The 13,209-nt window shown below is 42.3% G+C and carries 13 protein-coding genes; all 13 read left to right on the forward strand.

What is annotated here, in order from left to right:
- Window positions 1-70 precede the first annotated feature (70 nt).
- Entirely contained in the window at window positions 71-415 is a 345-nt protein-coding gene (locus tag RTX25_RS08375; RefSeq protein WP_312652662.1) for a helix-turn-helix transcriptional regulator, read from the forward strand.
- Entirely contained in the window at window positions 412-1,422 is a 1,011-nt protein-coding gene (locus tag RTX25_RS08380) for an HAAS signaling domain-containing protein (protein ID WP_312652664.1), read from the forward strand. The genes RTX25_RS08375 and RTX25_RS08380 overlap by 4 nt, the downstream gene beginning before the upstream one ends.
- A 165-nt stretch (window positions 1,423-1,587) precedes the next feature.
- Complete coding sequence (locus tag RTX25_RS08385) at window positions 1,588-2,370, forward strand: CAP domain-containing protein (protein WP_312652755.1); 783 nt, start codon at window positions 1,588-1,590, stop codon at window positions 2,368-2,370.
- A gap of 17 nt (window positions 2,371-2,387) precedes the next feature.
- Window positions 2,388-3,239, forward strand: coding sequence for a metallophosphoesterase (locus RTX25_RS08390; protein WP_312652666.1), 852 nt, complete (start codon window positions 2,388-2,390; stop codon window positions 3,237-3,239).
- A gap of 307 nt (window positions 3,240-3,546) precedes the next feature.
- Window positions 3,547-6,414 carry an SH3 domain-containing protein gene (locus RTX25_RS08395; RefSeq protein ID WP_312652668.1) on the forward strand — a complete coding sequence of 956 codons (2,868 nt, stop codon included), beginning with the start codon at window positions 3,547-3,549 and terminating at the stop codon, window positions 6,412-6,414.
- A 281-nt stretch (window positions 6,415-6,695) separates the two neighbouring features.
- A complete protein-coding gene (locus RTX25_RS08400; RefSeq protein WP_312652670.1) occupies window positions 6,696-7,400 on the forward strand; it encodes a hypothetical protein in 705 nt (234 codons plus the stop codon).
- A gap of 102 nt (window positions 7,401-7,502) precedes the next feature.
- A complete protein-coding gene (locus tag RTX25_RS08405) occupies window positions 7,503-8,258 on the forward strand; it encodes a MerR family transcriptional regulator (RefSeq protein ID WP_312652672.1) in 756 nt (251 codons plus the stop codon).
- A gap of 127 nt (window positions 8,259-8,385) precedes the next feature.
- The gene (locus tag RTX25_RS08410; protein ID WP_312652674.1) at window positions 8,386-8,667 is read left to right on the forward strand and encodes a hypothetical protein; all 282 of its coding nucleotides are present in this window, start codon (window positions 8,386-8,388) and stop codon (window positions 8,665-8,667) included.
- A 135-nt stretch (window positions 8,668-8,802) separates the two neighbouring features.
- A complete protein-coding gene (locus RTX25_RS08415; RefSeq protein WP_312652676.1) occupies window positions 8,803-9,177 on the forward strand; it encodes a YbaN family protein in 375 nt (124 codons plus the stop codon).
- Window positions 9,178-9,392: 215 nt separating this feature from the next.
- Window positions 9,393-10,709, forward strand: a complete 1,317-nt coding sequence (locus RTX25_RS08420; protein ID WP_312652678.1) for an O-antigen ligase family protein — start codon at window positions 9,393-9,395, stop codon at window positions 10,707-10,709.
- 313 nt (window positions 10,710-11,022) lie between these two features.
- Window positions 11,023-11,988, forward strand: coding sequence for a beta-ketoacyl-ACP synthase III (locus RTX25_RS08425; protein WP_312652680.1), 966 nt, complete (start codon window positions 11,023-11,025; stop codon window positions 11,986-11,988).
- Window positions 11,989-12,042: 54 nt separating this feature from the next.
- Window positions 12,043-12,267, forward strand: a complete 225-nt coding sequence (gene acpP / locus RTX25_RS08430) for an acyl carrier protein (protein ID WP_312652682.1) — start codon at window positions 12,043-12,045, stop codon at window positions 12,265-12,267.
- 10 nt (window positions 12,268-12,277) lie between these two features.
- The gene (gene fabK, locus RTX25_RS08435) at window positions 12,278-13,204 is read left to right on the forward strand and encodes an enoyl-[acyl-carrier-protein] reductase FabK (protein WP_312652684.1); all 927 of its coding nucleotides are present in this window, start codon (window positions 12,278-12,280) and stop codon (window positions 13,202-13,204) included.
- The last annotated feature ends 5 nt before the right edge of the window (window positions 13,205-13,209 follow it).

The raw sequence follows: 13,209 nt of genomic DNA on the forward strand, positions 1-13,209 counted from the left end.
AATGAAATTAAATCATTATAGTATTGACTATATTGTGTGACGTACAGTATAATAAGTTCAGGTGATGATAATGGAAAAAAGAGATGAATTTATCAGTTCGTTCACTGTCGAACTGAAAAGAGGAACCATGACCCTTGCAGTGCTCAGTCAGCTGAGAAATCCTGAATATGGATACTCACTTCTGGAAAAGCTTGTAGAGAAGGGTATTCCCATTGAATCTAACACGCTCTATCCTTTGCTCCGAAGACTGGAGAAACAGGGAGTTCTTGACAGTGAATGGGATACAACAGAATCCAGACCCAGAAAATACTATCGGTTGAGTACTTTTGGTCAGGATGTATATGAGATGCTCAACAATGAATGGGAAAAATCCGTTTCCATCATGGAAAGAATATTGAAGGGGGAAGAATCATGAATCATATCGATAAATATGTCTATGGAGTCGTAAAATATCTTCCTGAAAAAGAGCGGGAAGAGATTGCTAAAGAATTAAGAGCCAACATCGAAGATATGCTTGAAGGTGATCATAGTGAGGAAAATATTGTACATGTCCTGGAAGAAATGGGTAGCCCATATGACCTCGCGGTCTCCTATATGGGCAAGGACAACTATATTATCGGACCAAGAGTGTATCACGCCTACATCGAAGTGATGAAGGTCATTATGGTGGTTGCACTGGTGCTTGGGATAATTGTTTTTGCCATCGATCTTGCGACTCAGGGAGAAGAAATCAACTCTCTAGGTAATGTCATTTCGGTGATCGCCGGTGGATTCGGAACCATATTCAGCGTGCTTCTGGGATTTGCATTCTGGGTGACTCTGTTTTTCATCATCATCGAGAGAACAGACTCCATAGATGAAATCAGAAGTTCCATAGATAAACCGTTCAAAGTGAGCAGCCTTAAAGATATACCGGCAGTCAGCAGAAAAAAGATCTCAAAAGTGGAGATGATTATCACTTTAGTGTTTACCATTTTCTCCATATATATTTTTCTATTCAGAAATGATCTCATTGCAATCTATAGAAGCGGTCAGGAACCTGTTCGGGCATTCAACGCAGATGCAGTCAGCCGGTATATGTTCATCATACTTCTAGCCGGAGCATTCTCCATATTCGTCTCTACACTGAAACTGATCTATGGTAGATGGAATGAGCTTCTGGGTATACTCTCATCTGTAGATGCCTTAATCAGTCTTGGTGTTATGGCGCTGATCCTGTTAAGTGGAGATATCATCAATCCCGAATTCATAGACGATCTCAATCAGATCATCGGAGATGTTGGAGTAAACCGATTGACCAGCATAGATGCTCTAATAAGCGGACTCATAGCCTTTGTCTGCGTAATGACACTTATTGAAATCGGGACATCGCTCTATAACGGATTCAGAAAAGACGATTCGATCAGACTGGGTAGAAAATGATTTGATTCTATCGATAAAAGTCATATCCCTATACACTCCTTTCTTAGGCATGAGAAAGGAGTTTTGCTTATTCCAGTAATTATTAAGCTGCTTTTCATGGTTTCTTAACATTATTGGTTTAGAATAAGTACAAAGTACCCATTGGCGTGAGGAGGCAGTAAAGTGATGAAAAAAAGAAAGACACTATCTATTTTCCTGTTGATTCTGCTTGGGTTAAGTGTGTCAGGATGTGGAAGATCAATCGAGGATGAGATGAACACCTTTGAAGATTTCATCAACAGGATTGAAGAACGCAGCAATGACTTTTTTGACCGGCTAGGCGATTCTGTAGATGATGTCATCGACAGGTTCACTGATTATATCAATGATTTTAATGATGATCAGGAAGATGATCAGATCGAGGGTGAGAACCCTGAGACAATTACTCAAAGCCCCGGCAGCATGACTTATGTCAGCCGTAAAATGGATGAGGCGTTTTCAGATCTTCCTCAGTATCATGACTATGAATTTGATGTGGAAGCGGAGAACTATATACTGGAAAGACTGAATACCTATCGTGCAGAAAATAATCTGCATCCGCTGGAGAGAAGAGAAGATCTGTCTCAGTCTGCCCGATATAAATCACTTGCCATGCTGCAGCACGATTACTTCAGTCATGACAACCCGAATCTTGAAGGCAGACCTTTTGATTATCTTATGTGGGATAAGCTTGGTCTGAAATATGTAGGGATCGGGGAGAATCTGGCATTTGTATCAAATTCAGGCTTCGTCAACAACATAGAAGCGGAAGAGCTTTTTGTGGGCTGGCAGAACTCTGATGGTCACAATCGACAGATGCTCAGTCCGACTCACCGATTCATCGGAGTGGGTGTGGTCCGTTCAAATGAATCCGGTAAATATTTTAAAGGGTACAAGGTTCTTTTGGGTACTCAACATTTTGGAAATTAGTAAAAGGATATAAACTTATGAAATATATTATGGGTATAGCGGCTTCAGCTGCGCTGATCTATTACACGAACAATTATACTTTCTCAGTAAAAAATCTGGAGATTAAGTCTGATAGAATCCCTGAAGCATTCCATGGCTATCGGGTTCTTCATATTTCTGATCTGCATAATTCTAATTACGGTAATGGGAACGAAAAACTGATCAGGGCTGTAGAAAAGATCAGTCCTGAAGTCATATTCTATACAGGAGATATGATTGATAAAAGAACCATTGGTAAAGACAGTTTTCTTCATCTCGCAAACGGCTTAAGTAAAAAGTACCCCTCATATTATATTTATGGTAATCATGAGGAAGAATTAAGCAGACAGGAAAAATTTGCCTTGCTGGCGGATCTTAATAAGGCAGGAATCAGATTTCTAGAGAATGAAAAAGTCTTTCTGAAGAAAGATCAGGAGGAGATTTCTCTTTATGGACTCAATCTGCCTAATAAATTCTTGAGACAGACCTATGATGATCTGGGCAATCTACAGTTAAACAGGGAGGAAATCGTAAAAAGAATCGGAGAACCAGCAGAAGGATTCTCGATACTCCTGTCCCATAATCCGCTGTATTTTGAAGCTTATGCAGACTTTGGTGCGGATATCACATTTTCGGGTCATGTCCACGGCGGGATGATCAGAGTGCCATTGGTGGGTGGTCTCTTGTCTCCAGATCGTTCTTTCTGGCCAAAATATGATAAAGGGCACTACACCTTAGGGGGAAAGCATATGATTGTAAGTCCGGGAATAGGTGGAGCGAAGATGAGAGTGCTAAACCCACCGACTCTCTACTGCGTGACGCTTGTCGGTAAAAGGGTTAAAGAAAAATAGATATCAAGCGGCATGATTTTCGGTATATACGTTACTGAGAATCGTGCTGTTATTATGTGCGCATAAATTATATTAAAATTATCTCCTGAACATTTAACCAATTTGTGAATTTACTGGTTTCTGGCGAAAATTATTCACAACTATGCACAAAAAATTCATACTGATGGTATAATCTATGGTAGAGAAGTATACAGGATATAAGAAGATGATAATCATTATCTTTTGAAACATACTACATGGTTCAATGTTGTAACGATTTATGATACTGCGTCTATTTTAGTTAAAGAAAAAGCGAGGTACAAAGGATATGCTGAGTAAGAATGTCAGAAATATTATTTTAAAAACCAGTATAGCATTAACAGTCGGTCTGACTTCCGTTGTCGTTTCGGATTATTCCGCACCAGTAGTTGTCGAAGCCGCAACCGTCATAAACCAGACTCAGGGAACTGTCGTTGTCAAGGCATCTTCCATCTGGACTTATTCAAGCCCAGACTGGGCGGCAAGATCTAAGGTGTTTAGCAGCGGTACCAGATTCACTGCTGTGCAGAAACTCAACGTAAGCGGCAAAGAGATGTATAAGCTCAGTAACGGATTATATATTTCTGCAAATCCTGCATATGTGAGTTTCCAGGTTGCTGCCACTACACCGCCCCCTACAACCAGTCCTGCACCTGCAGTCTCAACTGCAAGAACTACGGTTAATCTTAATATGAGAACAGGGGCTGGAACAGGCTATGCAATCATGCTGACGATTCCAAAGGGTGGACAGGTCAGCGTGATATACAGTACCAGCGGCTGGTCAAAGGTGACATATAACGGAAAGACCGGTTTTGTAAGCAGTGCGTATCTGAGTTCATATCAGAATACACCTGCACCTGCACCAGCACCAGCACCGGTTCCAACTCCAACTCCAGCGCCGACACCAGCACCAGGCGTCCTGGGTACAAGTAAAACTACAGTGAATCTCAATATGAGAAGTGGGGCAGGAACAGGTTACGGAATTCTTCTGACTATACCTAAGGGTGGACAGGTATCTGTATTATCAGCTTCAAATGGATGGTCGAGAGTGACCTATAACGGTAAGACAGGATGGGTTTCCACCACTTACCTTACCGCACTGGTTCCATCAGCACCTTCAGTACCTGCGCCGGCTCCGACTCCTACACCAGCGCCAGCGCCTGCTCCTGGAGTCCTCGGCACCAGCAAAACGACAGTAAATCTGAATATGAGAAGTGGAGCAGGAACAGGTTACAGAATTCTTCTGACCATACCTAAGGGTGGCCAGGTATCTGTACTTTCGAGCTCTAACGGCTGGTCCAGAGTGACCTATAACGGGAGAACCGGATGGGTTTCCACAACATATCTGACAGCACTGGTACCATCAGCGCCGACACCAACTCCAACTCCAACTCCAGCTCCAACGCCAACACCAACACCTACTCCAACACCTACTCCGACACCATCTCCTTCAGTACCAGTAATAATCGGTACAAGTACAACTAAGGAGAATCTCAATATGAGATCCGGAGCAGGTACTACGCATGGAATCATTCTGACAATACCTAAAGGGTCAAGTGTTTCTATCTACTCCACAGCAAACGGATGGTCAAATGTATCCTATAATGGAAAGAGCGGATGGGTTTCATCTGCCTACCTGAATACAATGGTTCCAGAACCTTCACAGCCTACCGTTCCGGAAGTGCCTGTGGAAGATCCTGTAGTCGTTGCTAAACCGGCAGTACTACTGCTTGATGATCTGAAAGCTACTTATGACAATGTGAATGTAACCGTAAAGGGTAGAGCTGTAACTAAAGATGGCGTCAGAGATGTGACCGCAACCGTCAACGGAAAAGCAGTCGCAGTGACCAGATATGAAAGACCTGAACTCAATGATCTTTATAAGGAAGGATATACACTGAGTAATCTCGGATTCAGCCTGACTATAGACAAATCCACTCTTTCAGCAGGAAGACATACATTGGTGGTCAGATCTACAGCTCTAGATGGTTCAGTGAAAGAAGTCACAACCACTTTCTATATGACCAAACCCAGACCTGTGATTGCCGTTTCCGGACTCACAGATGGTCAGAGCGTTCCAGGTTCCGATGTAGCAGTAACTGGCTATGCACTGAACTCAGATGGCGTAAGTGGCGTGAACTATTATGTCAATGGAGTAAACAAAGGTGCAGCTGCCTATGGCGCAGCTTCAGCGGGAACAGGTGCATACACTACCTATACAGGGTATAAGAATGCAAATTACTCCTTCATCCTGAAAGCGGCAGATCTTGTTCCAGCTAAAATGAATTCAGTGAGAATTGAACTTACAGGAAAAGATGGATCGGTATATGCTAAGACCATAGTCCTTAAAGGTACCGACACAGCAAACTTTATCCCTGAAGCTCAGGTGAATACGAGAGATTACTATGCTGCAATTGAAAGCAAGAAGAGTGTCGCACCTAAAGTCTCCAGCGCTACAGCGACACTGAATCAGATCCAGTATCATATGGATCCGGGAAATTATCTCTTCAATGACACCGACAAATATATGTTCATGAATCTTAAATACAAGGCAGGAGATCTCACCATTACAGCAGCAGAGCTGAATGGGATACTGACGGGTATGGGTGTACTTGAGAATAAAGGACAGGCATTCCTGACCGCTGCTGAAACCTATGGGGTCAACCCGTTCTACCTGATTGCACATGCAATTCATGAAACAGGCAGAGGAACATCTACTCTTGCAAAAGGACAGTATGTCACAGATACCTATACCAGATTCGGCGATGCGACCAGCATTGTCCCTAGCGGAATTCCTGAAGCTGACCGTACAAAACTTGTCTACAATGTCTTCGGTATCGGAGCATGGGACGTCAATGCTAACCTATGGGGAGCGCAGAAAGCTTATACTGAAAAGTGGTTCTCTGTTGATGAGGCAATCCTGGGTGGAGCCAAGTGGATCAGTCAGGGTTACATCAACCGTGCAAACAACAACCAGAACACATTATTCAAGATGAGATTCAACTTCCCTGAAAATATGGAACATGAGTATGCGACAGATCTCGGCTGGTCACAGAAGCAGGCGGGAAGAATCAAAACTCAGATTGAAAGCTATGAAGCGAAAAACAATGTCAAGCTGAATCTGACCTTCATGTATCCGACATTTAAAAACGAATAGAGCCTATGAGCCGGCAATGATATGCCGGCTTTTCCATCCGGATTTTTATAATAAATCTGACTCTTTATTACATATTTATGCTGATGTTAAGGAATTGTGAATAAAATAATAAGTGATTAAACAGAGTCCAGCAAAGCCAGAAGCAGGAAGAATGGATATCAGAATATTGCATCAAAGCGAGAAGCACAAATCATCTGGAGATTCATAAGTGATATTTCCCTTACAAACAACTTATGCTATAATGATAAAGTTGGACGACTTGAAATGAAGGATATATGAACATGAAAATGAATTTAAATATAAAAAACAAAAAGATCTTTATTCTCTGCATGGTACTGATTGCGGGTATTGCGCTTTATTTTTACCTTGGTAATTTTTTCCAGACAGGTGTAGACTACTATGGCAGTTTCATGCATGAGCAAAATGAAATCAAAGGACTTACATCACAGTATATAGGCAGAACAGAGTACGGCGAAACAGAAATTCATCTGACGACCATGAAAATAACCGATAAGCTCATTGAAGTTTCTCAGGATGGAGAGAGCAGCGAGTATGTCATGGAATCTTCAGAGGACGGTCAGAAGATCAGATTGTTCGATTCGAACAATTTAGTGATCTTCAGTGGATTACTCGATCGTGAAAAAGGAATTCTTACAACCAGTGCAGGTGATACGATTTCCTATTACGGGTATAAGGCTGCAACAAATGAAAAGTACAGTGCAAAGAATCCGGATCCGATTCTTCTGGTCATACTTGCTAACCGGCTGAATGAAAGATATCGGGGCAATCTGTCCATGCTTATTTTTTCTGCGCTGATACTCAGCTCGCTCATGGTAGACGTATTCTTTCCCAAGTTCTTCTTCAGACTGAAAAACCTGAAATTTAAAGGTGAAGTGGAGCTTCCAGCTATGTATACGAAAATGCAGAAATACTCCTGGATGATTTCTCCTGTTCTGATCATCATCTTTCTATTTATGGCAATTTAAGACCTTGTTTCAAGGTCTTAATTTTTTTGCTCTTTTTTAAAATAATCGCTTGACCTTGACGTAACGTTAAGGTATATCATGAAAACATGGAGGTGAGTAAAAATGGAATACAGCATCAAAGAAATCAGTAAAATGGCAGGAGTCAGCAGCAGGACGTTGAGATATTACGACGAAATCGGTCTGCTTTCTCCATTGAGGGTAAGCTCCACCGGATATCGGATCTACGGTCAGGAAGAAGTCAACCGGCTTCAGCAGATTCTTTTTTACAGGGAGTTTGAACTGCCCCTGGAAAAGATCTCCGAAATCATGAGCAGACAGAATTATGATCGGGAAAAAGCGCTTGTGGAACATAAAGAAAAACTCATCGCCAAAAGAAAACAGATCGATCTAATGCTTACTAATCTGGATGAGAGTATCCGGGAAATGAAAGGAGAGACAAAAATGAAAGACAAGGACAAATTTCAGGGATTAAAAGAAAAAAATCTCAAAGTGAACGAGGAAAAATATGGAAAAGAGATCAGAGAGAAATATGGTGAGGTTGTGGTTGAGGAGTCAAACAGGAAATACCAGAATCAGTCACAGGAAACCTATGAGAAAGCTGAACGTTTAGGTGCCGAAATCATCGAAAAGCTGTATGTGGCGATGGAAACAGGTGATCCTTCTTCAGAAGCTGCCCAGGAAGTTGCAAAGCTTCACAAGGAGTGGATATCCATATATTGGCCTGTCTACGACAAAGAAGCGCACAGAGGCCTTGCAGAGATGTATGTAGCAGATGAAAGATTTAAAGTCTACTATGACAAGGATAAAGAAGGGGCTGCAGAGTTTCTGAGAGACAGTATAAACGTTTTCACAAAATAAGAAAGGATTAAAGGTCCGTTCATACTTTGTTTCTACGGATTTTATCTTCACCTTATATACTGTATTTAATAGCTATGACGCAACTTTTTATGGTATAGGAGGTGAACGACACGAAAGTGTCCGCATCATGAATATAGGGACAAAAACTCCACAGGAAAAAGAGACGCTGGGCGAAAAATGGGAGAATCTGGACAATAGGGAACCAAAGAACACCTACAAAGAAATCAGGCTTCTCAGAAAGAAAATCAGATACCTGAAAGATAGAGTTGCTATGTATGAAGATGAACTTGCTACGTTAGAAGGCGGTTTTGATATGAAGGACCGGTTTGCTGCAGAAGAGGAAGAAGGGTTTGATCGTCTGGCTGAAATGAACAGAACTGTCGGTGACGATCATATGCGAAAATTCTGATGAGAATACTGAGTCAAGCCTGCAGATTACCTGCAGGCTTTATTTTATACAAATTGACAATGATTATCAGCTGTGGCATACTTAAAAAATAAAAAATCAGTGATTGAAGAAATATCACCTGAGGAGGTTCCTGACTTGAAGATTATCTACATCACCCTGGGATTCATATTTTTCGGATTAGGTGCCCTTGGAGCGGTCATACCCGTCCTTCCCACAACACCGTTTCTTCTTCTGGCATCCGCCTGTTTTGCAAGGGGATCTGAGCGTTTCGAAAGATGGTTCACCGCCACGAAGCTTTATAAGAAGTATCTGGAGACCTACTATGAAAACCGGTCCATGACCAGGAAGACGAAAGCGTCACTGCTCACATTGTCAACGACTATGATGCTTCTGTCACTTATTGCCATGCCTAATATCTACGGTAAAATTTTCATGGGCGGAATGATCGTGTTCCTTTATTACTACTTTTTCTTCCGAATCAAAACCATAAAGGAACAGGCAGAAGGATAAAAGCATGAATCAAGATATACTATTTAATGGGTATGTCTTTTTTTGTAGATAGAGTTTCATCGAGACAGCAGTCCGAAACCAGGCTGTGTAACGATTATGTCATTTACTGGAACAAGAACTGAATATAATGTATGATAAGACCGTTATTCGTGTATTATAGAATGATGATACATATTTATAATGATATTCAATACTTGATGTGCGCTGGAGGCAATATGAATAAAGATACTGAAATGATTAAAGTCAAAAATTTACTGTTCTATCTCGTAATAGGATTTATTCCACTTGTACTCATTCCCATCGACGGAACCCTCGAAACCTCATGGACAAAACTGATCTTTCTCTCCATCATCTCCATTCTCTTCCTCTACATCTGTATAAGAAGAAGAGACAGTGTGACCTTTATGGAAGACACCCTTGAAAACCGCTTTCTGGGAGGGTATTTTATTCTAGTGGTCATTTCAATCTTCTTCTCGATGGATCCGTCCATTTCACTTGTTGGTTCAGCTTACCGTTATGATGGATTTATTGCTTTTGTACTCTATGTTTTCAGCTATCTCATTGCAAGAAATGCTAAGAATGTGGAGAAAGTGATGTTTCCGCTGATTACCGTGACCTCGATGATCATAGCCATCTACGGAATACTTCAGTTTTATAATATCGATCCTATACCTGCAGATCTTTATGGACTGAAATGGACCAATAAAGCTTTTGCGACCATGGGTAATCCGAATTTCCTGGGATCATATCTTGTTCTGTCCATCCCGATCCCAATCTATCTATATTTTTACAAGGGCTGGAAGTCTGGACTGTTTGCCTACAATATTCTCTTTCTTGGACTCTTATGCACCCAGACAAGAGGGGCATGGATCGGTGCTTTTATATCGCTTATCGCATTTCTCGTCATCCACAAGGTGAGCAGAGGTTTTGAAAGAGCGGAAATCAAGAAGGTGATCATTGTTCTGTCCTCATCTCTTGCGGTGATTCTGTTTTTTGCCTTTACGTCCAATAATATCTTTATGGTCAGGTTTCTCTCAGTATTCTATGATTTTTCCAAAATTGTAAAACGGGAAGAGGGAGCCGCAATGGGCGGTTCCATGAGAGTCTATGTCTGGGGGAAGGTCATCGAACTGATCAAGATGAGACCGCTTTTCGGCTATGGACTGGATACCATGTATATTGCCATGAATACATATTTCAGGGGAGAAATCATTTCGGATTTCGGAAAGTATGTCAACTGGGACAAGTCCCATAACGAATATCTCAATATTGCTGTCTCCTCAGGACTTCTGTCACTTGCAGCATATCTCGGATTTGTGTTCCTATCCGTTAAGAAGGGCTTTTCGAGACTGAAACTGCATCCTGCTTTTGTGCCTTTACTCGCTGCGATAATCGGATATATGGTTCAGGCGTTCTTCAACATACAGGTCGTCATGGTGTATTATGTGTTCTTCGCCTATCTCGGTATCCTGACCTCAAAAGCGGGAATCGTGGAGACAGAGGAGACTTACGTAGTAAAACATGGTGCTTAAAATCTGCTTAAACCGGATAATCATGAAATAGATGCTTTAAGGGCATCTTTTTTTTATGCTGAAGATTTCCAGGAATACCGTTGAAGTTCAACCGGATACCAGAATAAGGCAAATCATAGGGCATCACTCAAATCTTATAAGTTTTTTAAAAACCGAGAAAATGAAATCATGTATGATATTAAAGGAATACGGAGATAAACAGAGCATATGATGGTTAAATGCCTTGAATCGATGCATTGAAGAGGTTGAAATATAAGTATATAGTTTGAGAGTCAAATATTTTAACAATCAAATGAGTTTGGAGGGTTCTTTAGTGGCAAGAATAATAGGAACAGGAAGTTACCTGCCTAGAAGCATCGTAACGAATAAAGAGATGGAAAAATATGTGGATACCACTGATGAATGGATTGTCACAAGAACCGGTATCAAGGAAAGACATATGTCTCAAAGTGATGAAAATACCGGGGACCTGGCCTATGAAGCTGCAGCCCGGGCATTGAAAAATGCAGGAATAGGAGCGAAGGAGCTCTCCTATATCCTCGTTGCGACTACAACACCTCAATCACTGGTACCGAACACCAGCTGTTATGTTCAGGCAAGACTAGGTGCTGTAAATGCATCCTGCCTTGACCTTAATGCGGCATGTACCGGATTCATCTATGGTCTTGAGGTTGCTGAGGCTCTTCTGAACCTTCCCGACATGGGATTCATCCTTGTTATCGGGGCAGAGGTGCTGACCAAGATCACCGATTTTGAAGACAGATCCACCTGCGTTCTTTTCGGAGACGGAGCAGGGGCTGCAGTCCTCACAAAGGGCGACGGTATAAAAGGAATCATCACGGGCTCAGATGGTACAAAGGCAGCTTGCCTCAATACCGGAACCTTCCCGGTCAGTAATGTGCTTACCGGAGAAAAGCCGTTCGAGCATCTCGTCCATATGGACGGTAAAGAAGTGTACAAGTTTGCCGTGAATATCCTTCCTGAAGCAATGAAGGCCGCTGTAGCAAGAGGAAACGGCAATATCCACGAACTGGACCATATCATTCCGCATCAGGCAAACATTAGAATCATAGAAGCGGCATCTAAAAGGCTGGACATTCCCATGGAGAAGTTCTTCATCAACATCGAAAAGACCGGGAATACTTCAGCAGCATCCATAGCCATCGCGCTGGATGAAATGAATCAGAATCATGCGCTAAGAAACGGAGACAGAATCGCTCTTGTGGGATTCGGCGGAGGCCTGACCTATGGCGCTGTCTACCTTGAGTGGAACATGTAATTATCGTTAACCAATTTATATTGTCATAATAAAAAAAATTTAGGAGGAATCATCATGATTTTTGAAAAAGTGAAAGCAATACTCGTTAAGGAACTGAGCCTCAGTGAAGAAGAGGTAACAATGACATCCAGTTTTGAAGAACTGGGCATCGACTCCCTGGACCTTGTGGAACTGGTCATGCAGATCGAAGAAGAATTCGACATCACTATGGAAGAGTCGGAATCACTGAAAACCGTTAAAGACGTGGTCGATCATATAGAATCCAAAGTCAATTCATAAGAGGTGCAGCATGGAGAATAGAGTCTGTCAGCTCCTCGGAATCAGGTTTCCTGTATTCCAGGGGGCAATGGCATGGATTTCTGATGGAAAGCTTGCAGCAGCCGTTTCCAATGCCGGTGGTCTTGGTATCATCGCCGGGGGAAATGCTGAAGGCGAAATCATCAGAAAAGAAATCAGAACCGCGAAGGAACTGACGGATAAACCCTTCGGCGTGAACATCATGCTCCTTAGTCCTTTCAAGGATGAGGTCATACAAGTGGCTATCGAAGAAAAAGTGGCCTGTGTCACAACAGGAGCAGGAAATCCCGGTAAATACATAAAAGCCTTTCACGAGGCGGGCATAAAAGTCATACCGGTTGTACCTTCCGTCGCGCTGGCGAAGAAAATGGAAAAGCTCGGTGCTGATGCTGTAGTTGCAGAAGGCAACGAAGCGGGTGGACATATCGGAAAACTTTCCAGTATGGTCCTGTTTCCTCAGGTATCGGATGCAGTGAGTATTCCGGTCATCGGTGCCGGAGGCATTGCAGATTACAGGGGTGTAGATGCAGCCTTCACTTTAGGTGCTGAGGGCGTTCAGCTGGGGACATACTTCATTCCTGCAGAGGAATGCAAAGCCCATGAGAACTACAAGAATATGATCATTGAAGCAAGTGACATCGACACAACCGTAACGGGAAGATTCACGGGCCACCCCGTTCAGGTTCTTCGGAACAGATTATCCAGAAAGTTTGAGGAACTGGAGAAGAACGGAGGCTCCATGGAAGAGTACGAATCACTGGGAAGAGGATCGCTATACCAGTCAGTTGTCCTTGGCGATCTTGAAAAAGGATCTTTCATGTCAGGCCAGATTGCAGGTCTTGTGAGAAAAAAAGGAACCTGTGAGGAACTCCTCGCATCTCTTCTTGAAGGATCGAAATACATCACATATGAGAAATAAGGAGA

It is taken from the genome of Proteiniclasticum sp. (genome assembly GCF_032054185.1).
Classification (GTDB): domain Bacteria; phylum Bacillota; class Clostridia; order Clostridiales; family Clostridiaceae; genus Proteiniclasticum.